The 20,150-nt window shown below is 49.6% G+C and carries 18 protein-coding genes; 6 read left to right on the top strand and 12 right to left on the bottom strand.

Going from position 1 to position 20,150, the window contains the following annotated elements; all coding sequences use genetic code 11:
• Positions 1–5: 5 nt before the first annotated feature.
• The 3 genes from B2Q61_RS00415 to B2Q61_RS00405 form a co-directional block, all read right to left on the bottom strand.
• Complete coding sequence (locus B2Q61_RS00415; protein WP_290621257.1) at positions 6–860, bottom strand: SPFH domain-containing protein; 855 nt, start codon at positions 858–860, stop codon at positions 6–8.
• A 140-nt stretch (positions 861–1,000) separates the two neighbouring features.
• Positions 1,001–1,483 (bottom strand): DUF4199 domain-containing protein, encoded by a 483-nt coding sequence (locus B2Q61_RS00410; RefSeq protein WP_290621256.1) that lies wholly within the window; start codon positions 1,481–1,483, stop codon positions 1,001–1,003.
• A gap of 94 nt (positions 1,484–1,577) precedes the next feature.
• Entirely contained in the window at positions 1,578–2,885 is a 1,308-nt protein-coding gene (locus tag B2Q61_RS00405) for an aminotransferase class V-fold PLP-dependent enzyme (RefSeq protein WP_290621255.1), read from the bottom strand.
• 224 nt (positions 2,886–3,109) lie between these two features.
• Here B2Q61_RS00405 and B2Q61_RS00400 point away from each other — a divergent pair, with 224 nt between their 5' ends.
• Entirely contained in the window at positions 3,110–4,321 is a 1,212-nt protein-coding gene (locus B2Q61_RS00400) for a methyl-accepting chemotaxis protein (protein ID WP_290621254.1), read from the top strand.
• A gap of 9 nt (positions 4,322–4,330) precedes the next feature.
• Here B2Q61_RS00400 and mnmH read toward each other — a convergent pair whose 3' ends face one another.
• The 3 genes from mnmH to B2Q61_RS00385 all read right to left on the bottom strand — a co-directional run bounded on the left by mnmH (position 4,331) and on the right by B2Q61_RS00385 (position 7,832).
• Entirely contained in the window at positions 4,331–5,449 is a 1,119-nt protein-coding gene (gene mnmH / locus B2Q61_RS00395) for a tRNA 2-selenouridine(34) synthase MnmH (RefSeq protein ID WP_290621253.1), read from the bottom strand.
• Positions 5,443–6,483 (bottom strand): selenide, water dikinase SelD, encoded by a 1,041-nt coding sequence (gene selD, locus B2Q61_RS00390; RefSeq protein ID WP_290621252.1) that lies wholly within the window; start codon positions 6,481–6,483, stop codon positions 5,443–5,445. The genes mnmH and selD overlap by 7 nt, the downstream gene beginning before the upstream one ends.
• 104 nt (positions 6,484–6,587) lie before the next feature.
• Positions 6,588–7,832 carry a DUF2254 domain-containing protein gene (locus B2Q61_RS00385; protein ID WP_290621251.1) on the bottom strand — a complete coding sequence of 415 codons (1,245 nt, stop codon included), beginning with the start codon at positions 7,830–7,832 and terminating at the stop codon, positions 6,588–6,590.
• A gap of 140 nt (positions 7,833–7,972) precedes the next feature.
• Here B2Q61_RS00385 and B2Q61_RS00380 point away from each other — a divergent pair, with 140 nt between their 5' ends.
• The 5 genes from B2Q61_RS00380 to B2Q61_RS00360 all read left to right on the top strand — a co-directional run bounded on the left by B2Q61_RS00380 (position 7,973) and on the right by B2Q61_RS00360 (position 12,092).
• The gene (locus B2Q61_RS00380) at positions 7,973–9,832 is read left to right on the top strand and encodes a M1 family metallopeptidase (protein ID WP_290621250.1); all 1,860 of its coding nucleotides are present in this window, start codon (positions 7,973–7,975) and stop codon (positions 9,830–9,832) included.
• A gap of 51 nt (positions 9,833–9,883) precedes the next feature.
• On the top strand, positions 9,884–10,231 hold the full coding sequence (locus tag B2Q61_RS00375; RefSeq protein WP_290621911.1) for a thiol-disulfide oxidoreductase DCC family protein: 348 nt from the start codon (positions 9,884–9,886) through the stop codon (positions 10,229–10,231).
• A complete protein-coding gene (locus tag B2Q61_RS00370; protein WP_290621248.1) occupies positions 10,228–10,575 on the top strand; it encodes a hypothetical protein in 348 nt (115 codons plus the stop codon). Before B2Q61_RS00375 ends, B2Q61_RS00370 begins: the two co-directional genes overlap by 4 nt.
• Before the next feature lie 93 nt (positions 10,576–10,668).
• The gene (locus B2Q61_RS00365; protein WP_290621247.1) at positions 10,669–11,604 is read left to right on the top strand and encodes a sodium-dependent bicarbonate transport family permease; all 936 of its coding nucleotides are present in this window, start codon (positions 10,669–10,671) and stop codon (positions 11,602–11,604) included.
• A gap of 47 nt (positions 11,605–11,651) precedes the next feature.
• Complete coding sequence (locus B2Q61_RS00360) at positions 11,652–12,092, top strand: DUF3429 domain-containing protein (protein ID WP_290621246.1); 441 nt, start codon at positions 11,652–11,654, stop codon at positions 12,090–12,092.
• Positions 12,093–12,139: 47 nt separating this feature from the next.
• Here the strand turns inward: B2Q61_RS00360 and B2Q61_RS00355 are convergent, their stop codons facing one another.
• The 6 genes from B2Q61_RS00355 to B2Q61_RS00330 form a co-directional block, all read right to left on the bottom strand.
• Positions 12,140–12,658: a beta-lactamase hydrolase domain-containing protein gene (locus tag B2Q61_RS00355; protein ID WP_290621245.1), complete on the bottom strand. Its 519-nt coding sequence runs from the start codon at positions 12,656–12,658 to the stop codon at positions 12,140–12,142.
• A gap of 21 nt (positions 12,659–12,679) precedes the next feature.
• Positions 12,680–13,495, bottom strand: a complete 816-nt coding sequence (locus B2Q61_RS00350; protein WP_290621244.1) for an HDOD domain-containing protein — start codon at positions 13,493–13,495, stop codon at positions 12,680–12,682.
• Between the two features lie 120 nt (positions 13,496–13,615).
• Positions 13,616–14,668 carry an aldo/keto reductase gene (locus B2Q61_RS00345; protein ID WP_290621243.1) on the bottom strand — a complete coding sequence of 351 codons (1,053 nt, stop codon included), beginning with the start codon at positions 14,666–14,668 and terminating at the stop codon, positions 13,616–13,618.
• A gap of 71 nt (positions 14,669–14,739) precedes the next feature.
• Positions 14,740–15,840 (bottom strand): endonuclease/exonuclease/phosphatase family protein, encoded by a 1,101-nt coding sequence (locus tag B2Q61_RS00340; protein WP_290621242.1) that lies wholly within the window; start codon positions 15,838–15,840, stop codon positions 14,740–14,742.
• Between the two features lie 141 nt (positions 15,841–15,981).
• Complete coding sequence (locus tag B2Q61_RS00335) at positions 15,982–18,825, bottom strand: M16 family metallopeptidase (RefSeq protein ID WP_290621241.1); 2,844 nt, start codon at positions 18,823–18,825, stop codon at positions 15,982–15,984.
• A 127-nt stretch (positions 18,826–18,952) separates the two neighbouring features.
• Positions 18,953–20,101, bottom strand: a complete 1,149-nt coding sequence (locus B2Q61_RS00330; RefSeq protein WP_290621240.1) for a dienelactone hydrolase family protein — start codon at positions 20,099–20,101, stop codon at positions 18,953–18,955.
• Positions 20,102–20,150: the final 49 nt, after the last annotated feature.

Below are 20,150 nucleotides of genomic sequence, written 5' to 3'. Positions count from 1 at the left end.
CCTTTTTAGTACAGACTGCCGGTATTGAGTACCGGCTGCACATGATGATCACCACACAATACCACCAGTAAATTACCTACCATCGCCGCTTTGCGCTCATCATCCAGCTCTACCACGTTACGGGCAGATAACTGCTCCAGCGCCGACTCCACCATACCTACTGCGCCTTCGACAATCTGCCGGCGCGCGGCAACAATAGCGGCTGCCTGCTGGCGCTGCAGCATGGCACTGGCAATTTCCTGGGCATACGCCAGGTGGCTAATCCGTGATTCCAACACCTGCACCCCGGCTTTGTTCAGCCGTGCCTGAATTTCATTTTTTAGTAACTCAGTAATATCATCGGTGCTGCTGCGCAGGCTGATGTCTTCGTCATTGCCGGCATCATAGGCGTAGCTAGAGGCTAAATGCCGAATCGCCGACTCGCTCTGAATGCTGACAAAGTTTTCATAGTTATCGACTTCAAATACCGCTTCAGCACTGTCGACCACTTTCCAGACGACTACCGCAGCAATTTCTACCGGATTACCGGCGCTGTCATTGACCTTCATTTTGCTGCTTTCAAAATTACGTACCCTAAGCGACACTTTTTGCTTGCTGTATAACGGGTTAGACCAGCGCAGACCGTTATTTAAATCGGTACCAACGTAGCGGCCAAATAGCTGCAGCACTGCAGATTGATTCGGGTGTACCATATAAAAGCCAAACCAGCATACCAATACCACAATAGCGGCCAATGCAAACACTGCCTTTAGCACGCCGGGCATTACTACCAGGGCAGCCACCATCAGCAATTGCAAGATCAGCAGCACGCCAATCATCCCAAAGCCACCTTTGCTGTTAATCATTCGTTCCTTCAACATAATCAAACTCCGTTAAAATGATATTATTTTGATATCACTTTAATTGATATTTTTTAAAAGGCAAGAAAAAAGCTGATTTTTTAATCAGCTTTTTCTGTTCACTGTCTTAAAATTGCTGCCCGAGCGTCGGGCAGTTGAGCTCAGGATGTTTTGCTACGCAGAAAAAATGCCACTATCACCGAAGTAACAGTGCCCATTATTGCGGCGCCTATCAGGCTTTGAACGATATAGCTGGGTAAATTAAAGTACGCAATGGCTTCGTCACTGGTCATCATCTGCTCTGCCACGGCATACTCCTGAACATTAGCAAAATATTCGGGGCTTATCACGGTATGAAATAACCATTGGCATAGCGGGCTTAGCACCACTACCACCAGGGTAATCAGCAAACCGGCAACAATGCCCTGTTTCCAGCTCATTAAACCCTGGTAATCACGCCGTTTTTTCTGCCGCAGTGCCAGCACATAAATTAAAATAGCCGGTATCGCAAATAAGTTGGTGTAAGTGGCATGGTGCTCAATATAGGGGCCGTGCAGCCCGACCAGGTGCTCCAGCCACAACCATAACAACATCACCAGGCTAAAAATAATGCCCCAGCGTATTTCAGTCAGATGTTTTTGCATAACGTATTGTTCTTATTAGGTTAGACACAGCAGAACTATAGCGCTTTTTACTGTAAAAGCCACTGTTCTTGTCAGGTACAAACCCGAAGCTTTGTTATACCGTGCGCAATGCCGCCAGGGTCTGCTCAATTTCCTGTTCATTATTAATCAGGCTGGGCGCAAAGCGGGCGTATGACTGACGGTACGGCGTGCTGCTCATAATAATGCCCTTGCCATGCATCGCTTTTACCACGTCGTCCGGAGCCATAGTTTTATAGTCAAAACATACCAGTCCCGACGATAACTCTGCTGCCATCGGCGTATGCAGGGTTACGCCTGATATCTGCTGCAGTCCTTGCTTGGTCAGGGTGTTTAGCTGGTGAATTCGCTGCTGAACTTTCGCTTTGCCTAACTGCAGGTGCAGATTAAAAGCCTCGGGTAAGGCCCAGCGGTGTTCAAATGAATGAAAGCCTCCGGGTGTCATATGCTCGCCCATTGCAACCTGATCCTGAGTACTGCCACCCAGCCAGACATCATATGAGCGGCTGAAGCTTGGGATCACAGCCTTGCAGCGCGACCAACCTTTGTCACTACCCCAAATCACACCCGTGCCACGTGGCCCGAATATCCACTTATGGGTGCCGGCAATAAAAAAGTCACAACCGATGGTTGATACGTCAATATCCTCAATGCCAAAGCCATGCACACCATCAACACAAAACAGGATTTGCTCAGCGTCATATCGTTGCTGGTTAACGTCGGCCAGCATGGCAGCAATAGCATGCAGCGGCAGCTTCACCCCGGTAGACGAGTGCACCCAGGTGACCGCTACAACTCTGGTTGCCGCACGAATAGCCGCTTTTAACCTGCTAACCACTTGATCGACTGACACCTGTGCCGGATTGTCGTAAAGCGCCACCTGTCGCACGCTGGCACCGGTGCGCTCAGCGCGTAATTGCAGTGACAGATCAGTGGAATAATGATCGTGTACAGTTTGCAGAATTTCATCGCCCGGTGTTAGCTGCAAACCACTGTATACCAGGGCCAGGCCCATGGTGGTGCTGTCAGTTAAGGCAATATTTTCTGCCTTGCCGCCCATGTAACGGGCAGCCGCAGCGGCAATATCAGCATCGATGGTCATAAAGTGTTCATGCCAGTAATCTGCCGGATTGACATCAAACGCTTGCCGATGGCGGGCTATGGCATCGGCAACCGGTTTGGGATGCGATGCCAGTAAAAAAGTGGCCAGATGGATGTAGTCGTAGCTAAGTAAGAACTGTTTGCGCAAACCAGGCCAGTCGCCCGCTTCTAACGGCACAGCGGTAACGTTTTGGGTTGAACCGGCTTGAACTAACACGGGTAAGGGCAGCAGGCTGCTGCCGAGCACTAATGAGGATTTGGTCAGGAATTCGCGCCGTTGCATAGCAACCACCAGTGGTTAAATTTTAATCAGTTTAGTGCAAGCTAATCCACACCGCAAATACTGACTAAACCGCAGTCACTCCAGGTTTACGGCGATCGCGGTTTGCGGCTTTCAGCCACGTCTTTATTTCAGATCAAACACTCAGGGTCCTGCATACTCGCGAGTCGTAAAAGGCTGTGATAAGCTGGTTTTACTTCGTTTAAGCTGGCAGGGTGTATAATTTTATGAGCGGCTTCAGCTCCCTTTATCTATTTATCGAACGGACCTTTTTTGGCACCCTAAGCCGGAAAATAATCGGTAATATCAGCTTTTTAGCTGTTTTTTTCTTGCTGGCATTGTATATGGCCTACCCCGAGGGCGGTGCCAATGGTCGCTGGTGGGCGTTATTGATAGCAGGCCTTGGGGCGTTTATTTTTACTATTGGCTATATGCACTATTTATTTGTGCGCCCGGTAACCACCCTGGTCGGCGCGCTGCATGACACTAACCGCAAGGGCACCGATCTTAACCTTCGCCTGCCCGCCTTTACCTTTGATGAGTTCAGAACCTTATCGGAGGAATATAACCAGTTTGTCAGCCAGCTTGGCGTGCTGCTTGGTGATATTCACCAGCAGGCACAGGAAACGCATCAGGTGAACGAACAGGTTTCAACGGCTGTAAAAAGTACCCGTCAGCATTTACAGGACACCGAAAAACGCAGCGGCCAGATCCGCCGCGACAGTGATCAGGTACTGGATAATCTGGCCGACATTGTGCAGCACGGTGATGAAGTGAATCAGGTGTCAGGCCATGCGGTGGATAAAGCCAAAGTGGCCAGCGGCCAGATGCAGCAACTAAGTGGCCAGTTGTCCGGTATAGTGAAGTTACTTGATACTTTTGGAAACACCATTAACGGCCTGCATAAAAACTCTGAAAACGTGCGGCAAATTCTGGTGATGGTAGAAACCTTCTCTGATCAAACTAACCTGTTGGCACTCAATGCCGCCATTGAAGCCGCCCGCGCCGGTGATGCCGGCCGCGGTTTTGCGGTGGTTGCTGATGAAGTTCGTACCCTGGCAGCCAAGGTAAACGATGCCACTAAGCAAATTTCCGGGTTTTTAAATGAAATGGAGCAACTGGTCGGCGAAACCCGCACCGAATCACAAAGCCTGAACCAGCAGGCGCAGCAGGCACAACAGCAAATTGCCGATACCAGCGGCGAGTTTGCTCAATTACAGCAGGAATTACAGCACGCGAAAAGCGGGATACAAAATATCAACCAGACCGTAGTGCAGCTGGAACAGCGCTACCAGCAAACCCATCAGCATTTGAGTGCGATTGAAAAAGTCACCAGCGATGCGCACCAGCAAATGACCTCGATTGATAAAGCGGCTAAAGACTTGCTGAGTGGCACCGCCCGCACCCAACAGCAACTGGGCCGCTTTGCCCGCAGTTAACTTAATAAATTAACGCACGGCGGTTTGTTGTTGCCACCACAGGCTAAGCTCGCTGGCACTGCCGCGCATTAAGATCGGCAGGCCACGTTTTTTCAGCTGATATTGATACATTGGATCATAGTAGTCGGTTAACAGCCGAGCTATCCATTGGCGGTGTAAATTGATATCACCACTGCGTTGTTGCTCTGTCAGGGCCTCGGTCAATCGGGCGTTGAGCTCAGCGTAAAGCGCCCCACCTAACCGCTTTCGAATGCGTGCCATGGCCTGTTGCAGCATAGTGCTGAACTGGTTAAAACCCTGCTCGCCATGCAGACTCATCGCTTCTGAAAGCAAATCGACAATATAATCCTGCAGAATTACCTCAATCCGGGTGTGCAAGGGCTCATCGAGCAACAATAATGGGCTTTGCTGCATGGCATGAAAGAAAACGTGCGGAATATTGCGCTGGCCGATCAACAGGCTTTCATCTTCCAGTAATAAATAGGCCGGCTTAATCGCCTGTACCCTTAATAGCGCACCGGCCAAATCATTCTCAAAGCGAATTTGCGCTGGTTGTGCGGCCAGCTTGCGGCCAAAAGCTGAACCGCGATGATTGGCCAACGCCTCCAGATCTACTGCGTGTAATTGCTGTAGTAAGCGGGTTTTGCCACTACCGGTAGGTCCTGCCAGTAACAACATAGGAAGCGTGGCAGCGTGTTCAATAACGGCAACAGCGGCCTGGCGCAACGCTTTAAAACCACCTTTTACCCGCGGATAAACCACGCCGGCATCTGCCAGCCACTGCTGAGCAATTTGCGAGCGCAGCCCGCCCCGGGCGCAATACAACATGCCTTCTGGCTGCGCCAGTGCAAAATTGCGCCAGGCATTTATCCTGCTGGCCTTAAGGTCACCCTGCACCAGTTGATGTCCCAGTGCAATCGCCGCCTGCTGGCCCTGCTGCTTGTAACAGGTACCCACTGCAACACGCTCGTTATCGCTCATCAGCGGCAAATTAACACTACCGGCAAAGGCACCGCGGCTAAACTCGACAGGCGCGCGTAAATCCAGCAGAGGAGGCTGCTGGCTGAGGATCTGATGGTAATTTGCTACCAGCGGTAAGTCACTGTCCATGGCGGTATCGGCTAGCACAGCCGGATCCGGTGGCCGTTTCCCTGGCTGGTTAACTCCCCTATAGGCTCTAATATAAGATCGTATGCCAGAGCTAAATCCCTGAACGCCGCCTCTGCTTGCGGACTAACCGCCAGTAATAAGCCGCCACTGGTCTGTGGATCGCACAATATAGCTTGTTGGGCCTCGTTTAACGGGGATACTTTGGCACCATAACTGGCAAAATTACGCGCACTGCCTCCGGGAATGCAGCCTTTGTTAAGGTAATCTATCACATTAGGTAACACCGGCACGGCGTCATAAGCCAGCACGGCATCCACAGCGCTGCCTTCACACATTTCCATCAAATGTCCCAGCAAGCCGAAACCGGTCACGTCGGTCATCGCATTTATGCCACGCAGCGAAGCAATGTCGGTACCAATCCGATTTAATTGCACCATGCTATCCCGCGCCAGCATAGCATGGTCAGGCTGCAGTTTTTTCTGCTTCTGGGCGGTGGTTAAAATACCCACCCCCAGCGGCTTGGTCAGATACAAGCGGTCCCCTGCCTTTGCAGTGTCGTTGCGTTTTAACTGGTTAATCGCCACCCGGCCACTTACTGCCAAACCAAATATCGGCTCTGGCGCATCAATACTGTGGCCACCGGCTAACATAATGCCGGCCTCTTTACAGGTATAACGTGCGCCTTCCAGCACCTGCTGCGCCAATTCAGGCGGCAGCTTACTAACGGGCCAGCCCAAAATGGCAATCGCCATAAGTGGCTGACCGCCCATAGCATAAATATCGCTAATGGCATTAGTGGCGGCAATGCGGCCAAAATCAAAAGCATCATCGACAATGGGCATAAAAAAGTCGGTGGTGCTTAGCAGCGCACTGCCATCACCCAAATCATAGGCTGCAGCATCGTCTTTACTGCTATTACCCACCAGCAACTTGCCGTCGGTAAAGTTTGAATTGGTTTTAAGAATAGTATCCAGTATTTGCGGGGAAATTTTACAGCCACAACCAGCGCCGTGGCTGTATTCAGTAAGTTTAATTGTAGAAAAATCGGACATAACAACCCTATCGGGTAACAACGTAATAATGCCAACATACCCAAAGCCCTTTGTAATAACAAGGCATGTTTTGGCGTTGAATCACCGGTGCGGCTTTAAGCCGCTTAATCATCTAATTGTTTATTCAGCCTTTTCAGTAAAGCGATGTCAGCCTGATAACTGATTGCCAGTTCAGCCCTGGCTAATGCGGCGGCGGCATGTTTGCGGGCACAGTGTCTGAATTCCGGACCATAAGTGGCCAACGCCAGAAAGGCTTTTTGCAGCCGAATTTGAATTTCAATGTGGGCCGCGCCATCGCGGGCAATTGCCGTGAAGAAATCATTAAATAACTCATCCAGCTGAACTTCAGGGGCCCAGACCCGATCGAACTTGACGTCTTGTTGATAATTTTCCGGTGGCCAGTTACTAAGCACTCTGATCCCCCGGCCGATAATCTCAATTGCGGTCCCCGGGTCATTAATCGCCGGTGATAATGCTTTGGAGGCAATTTCTGCCAGTACTATCAAGCCAAATCGTGGGTCTTGATCAAAATTACGGTAATCACCGAGTGAAAATGCATTTAGTAACGGCTGATCAGGCTGGACGTGGTTGCCCTTGAGCCACATTAGTGGCCGCTCTTTAAGCACAAAAGCACCGGGCAAACTGGCAATATAAATTTCAGCGTCATGCCTTACCGCCCATTCCTGTAATGCCTTAACGTCAATATGCTGAATATAACCAATTTGTTCTGTACAGACAGCAGTGGCCCCAGAGGGGATATCGTCGAGTGTTTTTAGTTGATTTGCATCCAGCCAGGGGTGCTCTTCACAGCGCCTCACGGCTTTGTAGGCTTCGTCTTCCACCCGGTTAGCCGTTTCACCTACCCGGCCCAGGCTCGATAAATGCTCAATCCAGATTAAAATGGTGACCACAATTAAAAGAATCACCGCAATGGTAATGATAAACAGCACCACCCGGCCACTTTCGCCATAGACATCCGCACTAAGTAACACTATGCCAACGATGCTATACAAAAATGAGCCGACAAAAGTAGCCAGGGCGTTCTGAGTGGTACTGTCTGCCATCAGCAATCGGGTTGCCCGTGGCGATACACCGGTTGAAGCGGCATTAAACGCCGCCACCATCACACTTAAAGAAAAGGTGGTAACGGTCAGCATGCTGGTGGCCAAAATGGTCAGAATTTTCTCTGCTGCATCAGAGCCAATCGCCACGCCAAGCGAATCTGGTATCAGATCACTGAACAACACCCCTAGCCCGGGGGTAAAAAAAGCCAGTACGGTAAACAGCGATATCCGCACCCACAGCTTGCGGCTTAACTGCAGTAACTTCCAACCCCATTTTGATAGCATACGCTGGTCCTGTCATGTGTCAGAGTTTCAACATAACCAATGCCTTGCCCTGACACAAGTAAATGGCAACGTAAAGCCGAACTTTGCCTGCCGGCGCTTTAGTATTAAACTGAGGTGGCCAATTTTATTAAGGAACAACTATGTTACGTCGCATGACTGTTATGCTCGGTGTGCTGCTGCTCACCCTGTTCAGCAAGGGCGCTGCTGCCGACACTGCTGATAACTATACTTACGCCAACTACCAGCAGGTAACCATCAAGCATCTGAATCTTGATTTAGCCATCGATTTTCAGCAAAAAACCTTAACTGGCTTTGCCGATTTAAACCTTAACTGGCTGGACAGCACTGAAACAACAGTATTGCTCGATACCCGTGATCTGGTGATTAAGCAAGTCTATGCTAAAGCTGCTGATGGCAGCTGGCAACCTGCGCCCTACAGTCTGGCAGAACGGGATCCGGTGCTTGGCAGTAAGTTAACCGTTAATGCCGGTTTTCAGGCAAAAACGCTGCGGATTTATTATCACTCCACCGCTGAGGCTTCCGGCCTGCAGTGGCTGAGCCCGGAGCAAACTGCCGCGAAGACCACGCCGTTTATGTTCAGTCAGAATCAGGCTATCCATGCCCGTAGCTGGATACCGGTACAGGACACGCCAGCGGTAAGATTAACCTACAGTGCGAGGATCCAAAGCCCGGACGACGTACTGGTGGTAATGAGTGCACCAAACGACCCGACCACCGCTCGTGACGGCGACTATCAATTTACTATGCCACGGGCAATACCTGCCTATTTAATTGCCATTGCCGCAGGTGATTTGCAGTTTAAAGCAATGAGCGAACAAACCGGCGTTTATGCTGAGGCCTATATTCTGGATGCAGCGGCAAAAGAGTTTGCCAGCACGCAGGCAATGATTGATGCCACCGAACAACTGTATGGCGAATATCGCTGGGGTCGCTACGATTTGCTGATCTTACCGCCCAGCTTCCCGTTTGGCGGCATGGAAAACCCGGTGCTGAGCTTTATTACCCCGACAGTTGTCGCCGGTGATGCCAGTCTGGTCAGTTTGATTGCGCATGAGCTGGCCCATTCCTGGTCAGGTAATTTGGTTACCAACGCTACCTGGCGTGATTTGTGGTTAAACGAAGGGTTCACCTCTTATGTTGAAAACCGGATTATGGAGCAGGTGTTTGGTGTAGACCGCGCTGTGATGGAGCAAGCGTTATCGGCGCAGGCGCTGCAGGACGAGCTGACAACCCTCAGTGCCAACGACAGTATTTTACACATCGACTTACAGGGCCGCGATCCGGACGATGCGTTCAGCGGTGTTCCTTACACCAAAGGTCAGTTATTTTTAATGTATCTGGAGCAACAATTTGGCCGCGATAAATTTGACCCGTTCGTCCGCCAGTACTTTGCTGATCACGCCTTTCAGAGTATCGATACTGCCACGTTTGTTCAGTATCTGAATACTAACTTATTGCAAAAATATCCGGACTTGGTGTCTCTAGAACAGGCAAAAACCTGGATCTATCAGCCGGGCTTACCGGCCACCACGCCAGCACCGCAATCTGATGCGTTTAATCAGGTACAACAGCATGCAAACAATTGGTTAGCCGGCAAAACAGCGCTCAACGCCCTGCCAACGCAAAACTGGACCGTGCATGAGTGGCTGTATTTTATTAATAATCTGCCAATGACGATCAGCCAGCAGCAATTAGCCAGCCTGGATGCCGCGTTTGCCCTGACCCAGTCAGCCAATAGCGAAATTGCCCATGCCTGGTATTTACTGGCGTTGAAGACCGGTTATCAGCAAATTATGCCGCAACTTGAGCAATACTTAATCAATATTGGCCGGCGTAAACTGATTATTCCGCTTTATAAGCAGCTAGCCATCACACCGGAAGGGTTGGCTTTTGCGAAAAAAGTGTATCAGCAAGCCCGGCCGGGTTATCACCCGCTGGCCCAGGGTAGCGTTGATGAACTGTTACTTAAAAGAGATTGATCGAAATACAGCTGGCACCGTAACAGGTGCCATGGTGACAAACTGGCTCTGATGATGAAAAAACTGTTTTATGATGGTAGCTGCAAGCTGTGTCAGCGTGAAATTGGCGCTTTAGCGCCGAAACTCAGCCCACACCTGCAACTGGTCGACATTAGTACTGATGGTTTTAGTGGTTTTGCCGGGGTAAGTAAGGGCGCGATGATGCGGCAAATTCATTTATGGGATCAGGATCATTTTATTATCGGAATCGATGCCAGTCTGCATTACTGGCAACTGGCGGGTTACCGCAAACTGGTGGCTTTTTTGCGCCTGCCGCCCTGTTATTGGCTGGCCAGCAAAGCTTATGCGTTGTGGGCGCGCAAGCGGGCAAATTGCACCGAGGGTGATTGTACGTTGTGAGACCACGCAGAACCAGGCTTAATCGCCCGACGACCAAAGCGCATGATGCCACCGATAAACAGATATTACGGCTGCACCAGGCCATTGTTGCCAAGCTATTGGCTGAACCTTCACGGATAGCCGATATTTATCAGCGGCTGGAGCAACGCTATCAGGCCGGTCAGCTAAGACACAGCGCCTATATTCACTGGCATAGTATTCTTGATTGCATCGACCAGCCCGAGTTGTTTCAACGAGAGGTGCTTGATGAAGGTGAGCGTATGTGTAAACTGCGTCGCCGCACTATTTTGACCGGTATTTTAACAGAGCAGGAACGGATAGAGTTGCTGTACGGCGTCAGTTAATGTGCCAGTAATCCGCTGAAACAAGAATATTCGCCATGCATTAGCAATTGTATTCTGGCACACTTGGCTAAATTTACTCAGCGGAGCACCTTAATGCCTGATGTTGTTATTGCTTTTTTTGCCCTGGGCCTGCTGGCCGGCTTAGTAAAATCAGATTTAAAAGTCCCGCTGCCAATCTATGAAACCCTGTCAATCTTACTGATGCTAACCCTAGGTTTAAAGGGCGGTATGGCATTGCATGGCGTGCCGCTACTGCCAATATTACCGGAACTTGGCCTAATAGCGGCAACTGGTGTGGTATTACCGCTACTATTGTATCCACTACTTCGAAGAGCAGTGAAACTTAGCAGCGCCAATGCCGCCAGCGTAGCCGCCCATTATGGCTCGGTCAGTGCAGGTACCTTTGCGGTCGTGATGGCGCTGGCTCTGCATCACAATTTGCCAATGGCACCGCAAACCACCCTTTATCTGGTGCTGCTGGAGCTACCCGCTATTGTTACTATGTTATGGTTGTACCGCTATATTAATGGCAGTAAGGCTGGTTCACTGGCGATATTACATGAAGCGCTGACCAGCCGCGGCGTGCTGCTATTAGGAGGTGGCCTGCTGATTGGATGGATTTACGGTAAAGATGGTTTATCGGGTATAACCCCGGTATTAGTGGGTGGCTTCAGTACTCTGCTGGCATTGTTTTTACTGGAAATGGGCTTGTGTACCGCCAAAGTCTGCTCGCCGCTGCCAGTAAAACAGTGGCGACTGATGTTATTTGCGCTACTGGCGCCGTTTATCCTGGCTTGGTTTGGTATTGGCCTGGGCTTACTGCTGGGGCTAAGCAGCGGCAGTATTCTAGTCCTGGCAGGCTTAATGGCCAGTGCGTCGTATATTGCTGCCCCTGCGGCAATCCGGGCGGCAATCCCAGAAGCCGATATTGGTCTGGCCCTGTTGGCAGCGCTGGGTATTACCTTCCCGCTCAATGTGTTAATTGGCTTACCTCTGTATTTAAGCTGGATTAACGCGCTGCTAATCTGATCACAGACAGCGTATGTTGCGTAACAGCTGAAAATACGAGGTAAATCATGAAACTCATTAATATTCTGGGCTTCGCAGGCTTGCTGCCTTTTGTCCTGCTGCCTCTGGCTTACCATATGCAGTGGCTGGCGCCAGGCGCCCAGTTGCTGCAGCTTTATCAGCTATTCAGCGCACTTATTCTGGGTTTTATGGCCGGCGTGTTATGGCCGGTATTATATCAACCGGCCGGAAAACCATCTGGACCAGGCAAGCTGGCACTGCTGGCAGTGAGTTTTCCGGTTATCAGTATTATCTGCCTGGCGCTATTACCAGACTATTTTCTGCTATTGCAGGCTTTACTGTTTTTATTGCTACGCCTTGCCGAATTCAGCAGCGGCATTAACCAGCGTTACAGCAAAAACTACCAAAGCCTGCGCAATGCTTTAACCGTCGTGGTAGCTGTCAGCCACATAGTGATGTTTGCGCTGCTTGGGCTATCGGCAACATAACCGACGCAAACCACCGCTGGCCAGCTCAACGCTGAACAAAAATTGTGTTATTGTTGAGTCTGTACGTTCAGCACTGAACGTACCGTCGGTTCCAGTGAGCTTAACCCTGCGGCGCGGCCAAATTCCAGCGATTCCGTAATGGGTTTACCATTGATGTCATGCGCACCAATAGCCAGTAACGCACCCACTCTGTTACCCGACGCGCAGTGAATCAGTATCTTGTCATCACTTTGCAAATGCTGATACAGCGCTCTGGCTTTCTCGACGGTGACATCACCGGCCCCGGCAACCGGCAGCGAAATATAAGTTAGGCCTAGTGCTTCCGCCGCCGCTTGCTCGTCAAAAGAAATTGGTTCATCTGGCCCGCGCAGGTTAATGACTTTGCTGATCCCCGCCTCTTTAAGCTGCTTCAGATCGGCCTGCGACGGCTGGCCGCCGGTTATCAGATTTTCTGCAGGCTGGTTAAAGTGATCCGGGATGGTAGGATCCGCCAGACATTGAGGGTGATAGCCAATTAATACCAACCCCAAAACGATTAAGGCTAACACCTGCTTTACTGTGGTCATGTCGCTCTCCTCTACTTTGATTTATTGCTGCAGCATCGCCATAATATCTTCATTATCTTCGGTGAAATCACGCATTCTGCTGTAAGTATCGTCCAGGTTCATATGGGCGGCATGAATTAACTTCACCGGCAACTCATCAAAATTGCCAGCGCTTACCTGCTCGCGGTATAAAATCATATAGCGGGCCAGATATAACAGGGTAGCATAAGGTAATAGCGCACCACTGCCGGCCGGTTGTTGCTGCCACAAAATCGCATCTGCAATATCGTCCGGAAATTTCCAGTATCTGGCCAGTTCACTGCCGGCCATAGTGTAGTCAAACCCGAATAATTCCAGCTGGGTTTTGCGCCTTGCAGCGCCCCCCTCTACCTGCTCATCGATGGTTTTTGCCAACTCAGGCTCGATAATATGAATAAGATATTCACCAATACCATGCAGTAAACCACAGGTATAGGCTATTTCCGGATCAGACTTGTTTAATTTAGCCAGCCATTTTGCCCGGTTCGCCAGCATAAACGAGCGGCGCCAAAAAGCATTTAAATCGAAGGTGGCCGGCGCCTTAAAGCTTGATACCAGGCCGATTGATAACACCAGAGTGCGCAGAGTATCGCGCCCAAGCACAACTAACGCGTCTTTAACCGAGCCAACCTTGCGCTGACGACCAAAGTGGACCGAATTGGCTAAACGCAGTACCTTAGCAGTAATGGTCTGATCATTGCTGATAATAGTAGCCAGCTTATCAGTCGATGTGTCCTCATCGTTCATAGTGGCGATTAGCTTTTGCAGCACTTGTGGAATACTGGGTAAGTTAGTTGCCTGCTCTATCATTTGCTTCATGGTGATTTACATTCCACTACTTTTCAGAATATACGCGCTGGTATTGAGCTTAATGGCTCGATACTGACTTCACAAGCTGCCATTGCGCTAATTTTTACTGCCGCCGGCAATAGTCAGAAGTTAAAATGGCATAGGGTATTGCCTGAGATACTGACTGATATCTTCAGTTACCGCCTGATTGAGCGTTAAACTAAAGGCCGCAATATTTTGCTGCAACTGGGCCATGCTGGTGGCACCGATAATAGTTGAAGTTACCCCTGCGGTCTGATTAACCCAGGCTAAAGCCAGTACGGCAGGATTGAGCTGATGACTGGCAGCCAGCTCGGTAAACGCCGCTACTGCCCTTTCAGACTGTGGCGTGTCACGAAACAGACCATGGCGCTGCAGCATGCTCCAGCGACTGCCATCTGGTCTGGCACCGTTGAGATATTTTCCGGATAGGGCCCCCCCTGCTAAGGGTGACCACGGCAGATAAGCGATGTTTTCGTGGACACATTGTTCAATTAAATAGGGCCAGTCTTTGGTATGTAACAGGCTGAATTCATTCTGGATTGACACCATTTTTGGCAAGTTGTGCTCAGCGCTTAACTTAAGATACTGACTAATACCCCAGGGGGTTTCATTTGATAAACCGCAAAAGCGGATTTTGCCAGCATCAACGCAGTATTGCAGTGCCTGTAATAAGCCAAGTATTTGCTCGGTTTGCTCAGTTGCGTTTGCCTCAGACAAGCTGATATGGCCAACGCCATGCCGGCCAAAGTGCGGAGATATCCGGTTAGGCCAGTGCAACTGGTACAAATCCAGATAATCTGTTTGCAGCCGGGTTAACGAGTCATCGACGGCCTGACGCAGTGTTGCCGGCGTCATGATGCCACCACCCCGGATATACGACAAACCACTACCGGCCATTTTACTGGCTATAATAAGTTCTGATCGCTTGTCGTTGTTGCGGCGCAGCCAATCGCCAATTATCCGCTCCGTAGCACCATAAGATTCAGCGGTGGGGGGCACGGAATACATCTCAGCAGTATCAATAAAATTAACCCCATGCGCCAGAGCGTATGCCAGCTGTTCATCGGCATCTTGCTGGGTATTTTGGGTGCCCCAGGTCATGGTTCCTAAACATACGCGGGAGACATCTATGTTACTACTACCAAGTACTGAATATTGCATAAATAATCCGTTGTTAATCTGTCAGCATATCTGAAAATGCGCACGTCACTAGCAGGAGAAAAAAAGCATATTTAACTTAATCGGGCAACCGCGAGAGCTTCGGGGCGGTGAACCTGCTCAGGGCTAACTGCTTGCGCCATCATTTTGTCTTGTGCCAATTCTTTATCATCCTGGTCAGGATCAATCCCGTCTTGTGGTCGCTGCTGGCCGGTATAACATAGCCTGATCAACATTGGAAAATGATCTGAGCCAATAGACGGTAAGCGCTGCAAATGCTGCAAGGTGAAATGGCTGCTATGAAACAAATGGTCTAGTGGCCAACGCATAAAAGGATAATCAGCATGATAGCTGTTAAACATACCCCGGCCAATGCGGGGATCAAGTAAGCCACTAATTTTCCTGAACAACCGGGTTGTTTCCGACCAGGCCACGTCATTTAAATCTCCAGCGACAATGACCGGTGTTTTAACATCCTTAACACTGGATGCCATCACCAGTAGCTCGGCGTCACGTTCTTCAGAGCTGGGGTTTTCAGTCGGACTGGGTGGCGCAGGATGTAAAAAGTGTACGGCAATCCGACTACCGTCGTCCAGCTCTGCCTCTGCATGAATAGATGGCACATTATCTTCTACCAAAAATTGAATGGCGGTATTATGCAATGGCAAGCGGGAATACACGTGCATACCATATAAATTGTCCAGCGGGCATTTAACACTGTAACCATACTTGTCGCTCAACTGGTCCAGTTGCTGTTGCCACCAGCTGTTAGATTCCAGAGTAACCAGAATATCTGGCTGATGCTGATTAACCAGATCAATCAGTGCTTGCGCATTACGATTTGGACCCAGCACGTTCGCATTGAGAATAGCAATGCAGGGCTTGGTGTTATCGGCAGTCGTTGCCATCACTTCTTTTCGAAAAAGCGGCGTGTAAGGCACTATCCACCATAATTGAAATATCAGGCAGCCACTACTTATCAGCAACATCGGCCATTGGTTTAACCGGGTTAAATCAGTAAACAGCAGCTGTAAAGTTACAATGACCCCGGCCAGCACCGCCAGTTGCAGCCTCGGAAAATCAAGACCGCGAACCCACCATGCCTCAAACCGCCACAAAGGTAATAACGTCAACAATGCCAGTAGCAAACTGGCCAGCCATAACCCAATAACCATTTATCCGTCTCTAATAATCCAGACATCCCGCCACTTTAGGAGCTTACGCGGCAAATTGCCAGTAATACCCCGGTGCCGGGCAGAAAAAATACGCTAATAAAAAACGCCACCCGAAGGTGGCGCTCTGGTCAAGCCATTAGCTTATAAAGATAAGGCTTCCACCGGATATCCCAGTGCTTCCAGCTCCGGGCGCAGTACAGCAGAATCACCTACCACCACAATAACCATTTCTTTCGGATTAAAGTGTTGTTTTGCCAGCTGGTTAATCTCTTCCTTACTGATCGTCGCAATAATAGTATTGCGTTCATCAACAAAAGAAGGTGCCAGATCGTGTTGCAGGATCTGAGCTAAGAAACCTAATTTCGCGTTAGGCGTTTCGTATTTCAGCGCGTCACGCTGATTCAACGCCCGGCGCATAAATGCCAGCTCAGGATCGGTCACGCCAGCTTCGCTGAAACGGTTTAGTTCATCAATGAACTCTTTTACCGACGCGGCAGTCGCATCAGCCCGTACCGCAGCTGAAGCAATAAACACCCCGGTATAGCTGTCAGCATTAAAGCCGGTGCGCGCACCATAGGTATAACCTTTATCTTCCCGCAGGTTCAGGTTAATCCGGCTGTTAAAATTACCACCGATGGTAAAGTTGGCTAAGCCCGTTTTAAAGTACTCACCGGTAATATCCTCAGATAAACTGCGCTTACCGATGCGGATCTCTGATTGCGGTGAATCATCTTTATGCACCAGATAAATAACCGAGCCGCGGCTGGCATCCGCTGGCACCTTAACATTTACCGCTGGTGCAGTACCGGTAAACTGAGTAAGCGGCGTAATGGCTTGCTGCAGTTTATCTTTAGCTAAGTCTGACACCACAATTAACTGGCCGCCATCTGGCTTAAAGTGACTCTGATAATAGGCTTTGACATCTTCCAGGCTTAGGTTAGTTACACTGGCTAAGGTACCACCACCTGGCTGACCTAAAATGCTATCACCATACATCAGCTTACGAAATGCGTTGCTGGCCAGGTAACCGGCATTTTTCTCTGACTGCTGAATGCCTTGTAAACGTTGCTGTTTCAAGCGGTTAAAGTCGTCTTCATTAAACGCCGGCTGCAGCATTTTCTCCATCAGCAGGTCGATAGTTTGGTCCAGATTTTTGCTCAGGCTTAACACGTAGAGCTGAATATGCTCATCTGTCGCACTAATGCTGATATAGCTACCCAACTTTTCTAATTCCAGCGCAATTTCTTCACCGCTAAAATTTTTGGTATCTTCATTCAGCATGGCCGTTAACATACTGCTTAAACCAGTTTTGTCCGGTGTCTCGTAGTAAAGACCACTGTTTAGTTTCAACAGCATAGAAGTGGTTGGTGTTTCATCGCTGGCCGCACCTAATACTTTAATGCCATTATCCAGACTACTTTGCCAGTACGCTGGCACCGTAACGGCAGGGTTAACTCCGGCTTGTGGCTCTACACTGCGATCAAAGTCGTCGGTAGCGCGGCGTACCTGTAAATCATCGGCACTGGTGGTAGATGGACCACCGAAATCCTGTACTTGCGGGGTAAAGTTATCGGCTGCGGCGATTAAATCCAGCTTACCGCGCGGCACCACCGACATCACCACTGCACCTTTGCCTTTAAGGTAGGTATTGTAAACCCGCATTACATCGTCTTTGGTTACCTTATTAACCCGGTTTAAATCGTTCTGCAGGTTATCCGGGTTACCGGTCAGAGTTTCGTTGATGGCCAACTGGCTTACTTTGCCAGAAACGCTTTGCAGACCGTAAATAGTATTGGCCTCCATTTGCGCTTTTACTTTTAACAGGTCATCGTCATTAACGCCACGCTGTTCAAACTCGGCCAGACTTTCCCTCATCAACGCTTCAATATCAGCCAGATTTTTACCCGATGCCGGGTGTGGCAGGGCTAATAAGTTGAAAGTACAAGCCAGCTCAGCACATGGGTGATTCACAGTAGCTTGTACCGCAAGCTGATTTTTCACCAGGTTTTTATAGAAAATCGAGTTTTTACCCCCGCCAAGAATTTCGGCCAGCACATCCAGTGCAGCTTCATCTTCATGGCGCAGATATACCGTAGGATAAGACATATAAATCAACGGTAAATGTACATTATCTTCCATCGAAATATAACGGCTGTTGTCCAGTGATACCGGTTGCTTCGGCGCTGCCGTCACTTCAGGGCCACGAGGAATTGAACCAAAGTACTGCTCAACCAGAGGCAGCACTTCCGCTGCCGTGACCGCACCACCAATGGTAACAGTCGCATTATTCGGACCATACCAGCGTAAAAAGAACGCTTTAACGTCGTTTACATTGGCCCGGTTTAAGTCATCCATATAACCAATTACCGGCCAAGAATAAGGATGCCCTACCGGATACATCGCTTGCGATACGCGTTCACCTAAGCGGCCATAAGGTCTGTTATCAACACGCTGACCACGCTCGTTTTTCACGGTTTCACGTTGTACTTCAAATTTTTCTTCTGTTACGGCATCCAGCAAAAAGCCCATCCGATCTGCTTCTAACCACAACATTTTTTCCAACTGGTTAGAGGGAACCGTCTGAAAGTAGTTGGTACGATCAGAGTTTGTCGTACCATTTAGCGTACCACCGGCCTCGGTTACTATCCGAAAATGCTCTTCATCGCCCACATTTTCTGAGCCCTGAAACATCATATGTTCAAAAAAGTGGGCAAAACCTGATTTACCCAACTCTTCCCGGGCAGAACCCACGTGGTAGGTCACATCAACATGCACCAGCGGATCAGAATGATCTTCATGCACAATAACCGTTAAACCATTATCCAGCTGATATTTTTTATAGGGCACTGATACGCCATTTTTCTGCTGGGTATGCTCAGTTATCAGTTTAACGCCTTGCGGTAACTGTGGTGCAGCCGGTTGTTGACTGCAAGCCGTAATACCCGCTACTAACCCCATAGCCAGAACAATTTTAGATAATTTCAACTCGTTTTCTCCGGATTTATTTTTGTTGTCATTCTATTTACAAGGCCATGTTAAGTGTTAAAGCGCGTCGAGTCATTAGTCTGGTAATATTTTGAAACACTTTAGCCATAATTTGCGGTAAGCGGCATTATTTTTCAGTTTGTATTTGCAGTTGCTGCTCCAGCCAGTTATACGCCTGCTGCTGCTGTGTCGCGTTAAACTCATGACCATATTCCGGCCACAATGTTGTGGTGAGTGCCTCAGCGGTTGAAAAAGCCTGCCACACCTCTGCCAGCCGCTGATATGCCGAGTTTACACCGGCTATCGGCATCAGCTTATCTTTGCCACCGTTAATAAACAGCATAGCTTTAGGCGCCGCCAGACTTGCAACATCCGGTATATCTAAATGACCTGCCAGGCCGGGGTGCAACATATAAAAGGCTGATTGACCACCAATAATATTATTGCCAGGTACCAGCATATGTTGATAACGGTTAAGCCAGGCCACCGCAATGCCCGCTTTAATATCGTCGGTCAATGCCGCCAGCTGCCAGGCCCGGAATGCCCCCATCGAGAAACCAAGTGCCGCCACCCGCGTATTGTCGACTGCGGGTAATTGTCTGATATAGCGCACCAGTTGCAGGTCCTCGTATGCTGCCATGCCTGCCAATGAGCGGCCCATTAGCAAAAAGTTACTGGCCAACGCCTGTTGCTGACTAAACTCAACTGGCCCGCGGTCACTCCAGCCCAGCGTATCGGCAGCCACCACCAGATAGCCCCGCTTCGCCAGTTCATCGCCCACAAAGTTGCCGGAAAAATAGCGATCACTCCATTGTGCGGCGCTGATAAGTTTTGGGTCATCGGCAAAGGGCCGGATCATTTTTTCTTTACCAATATCAAAACGGGCGCCATGGTCATGCAGTAGCAACACCGCTGGATAGGGGGCGCCTTGTGCCGGACGAAGCAGCAATAACTTTATCCGGCTATACGTGGTCAGTTGCACCGACCATAACTCTGCCTGATATCCCTGCCGCTGCTCAGTTTTTTCCAGTACCGGCGCAAAGTCGACCGACTCTGCGGGCCACAGTAAACTTTGTCGCAGCAGGTTGCGGCCATTTTCCCGCCACAGCGCTGGTGTCGCAAAGTTCCCAGCAGTCCAGCTCGCTGGATAGTGTTGCTGTTGCTGTAACTGCTGATAAAAATCTGGCAACGGGCTATCTGCTCGCACTGAGCCGGTTTGCGCCATCACACTGAATGGCAATATCAATACCCCCAACACTATCCTGATCAAAGCCATAACGTTTTTCTGCTCCTGCTAGAAATAAGTACTGCGTTAGTAATAAATT

The organism is Arsukibacterium sp. UBA5043, from assembly GCA_002415085.1.
GTDB lineage: Bacteria > Pseudomonadota > Gammaproteobacteria > Enterobacterales > Alteromonadaceae > Alishewanella.
This window is presented reverse-complemented; position numbering and strand designations above follow the sequence as displayed.

Bases quoted from the DNA above. Each gene is read 5' to 3' on its own strand.
- B2Q61_RS00380 (WP_290621250.1), top strand. From the start codon at position 7,973: ATGTTACGTCGCATGACTGTTATGCTCGGTGTGCTGCTGCTCACCCTG.
- B2Q61_RS00360 (WP_290621246.1), top strand. From the start codon at position 11,652: ATGAAACTCATTAATATTCTGGGCTTCGCAGGCTTGCTGCCTTTTGTC.
- B2Q61_RS00330 (WP_290621240.1), bottom strand. From the start codon at position 20,101: ATGGCTTTGATCAGGATAGTGTTGGGGGTATTGATATTGCCATTCAGT.
- selD (WP_290621252.1), bottom strand. From the start codon at position 6,483: ATGTCCGATTTTTCTACAATTAAACTTACTGAATACAGCCACGGCGCT.
- B2Q61_RS00410 (WP_290621256.1), bottom strand. From the start codon at position 1,483: ATGCAAAAACATCTGACTGAAATACGCTGGGGCATTATTTTTAGCCTG.
- B2Q61_RS00375 (WP_290621911.1), top strand. From the start codon at position 9,884: ATGATGAAAAAACTGTTTTATGATGGTAGCTGCAAGCTGTGTCAGCGT.
- B2Q61_RS00355 (WP_290621245.1), bottom strand. From the start codon at position 12,658: ATGACCACAGTAAAGCAGGTGTTAGCCTTAATCGTTTTGGGGTTGGTA.
- B2Q61_RS00415 (WP_290621257.1), bottom strand. From the start codon at position 860: ATGTTGAAGGAACGAATGATTAACAGCAAAGGTGGCTTTGGGATGATT.
- B2Q61_RS00345 (WP_290621243.1), bottom strand. From the start codon at position 14,668: ATGCAATATTCAGTACTTGGTAGTAGTAACATAGATGTCTCCCGCGTA.
- B2Q61_RS00385 (WP_290621251.1), bottom strand. From the start codon at position 7,832: ATGCTATCAAAATGGGGTTGGAAGTTACTGCAGTTAAGCCGCAAGCTG.
- B2Q61_RS00405 (WP_290621255.1), bottom strand. From the start codon at position 2,885: ATGCAACGGCGCGAATTCCTGACCAAATCCTCATTAGTGCTCGGCAGC.
- B2Q61_RS00400 (WP_290621254.1), top strand. From the start codon at position 3,110: ATGAGCGGCTTCAGCTCCCTTTATCTATTTATCGAACGGACCTTTTTT.
- B2Q61_RS00350 (WP_290621244.1), bottom strand. From the start codon at position 13,495: ATGAAGCAAATGATAGAGCAGGCAACTAACTTACCCAGTATTCCACAA.
- B2Q61_RS00340 (WP_290621242.1), bottom strand. From the start codon at position 15,840: ATGGTTATTGGGTTATGGCTGGCCAGTTTGCTACTGGCATTGTTGACG.
- B2Q61_RS00365 (WP_290621247.1), top strand. From the start codon at position 10,669: ATGCCTGATGTTGTTATTGCTTTTTTTGCCCTGGGCCTGCTGGCCGGC.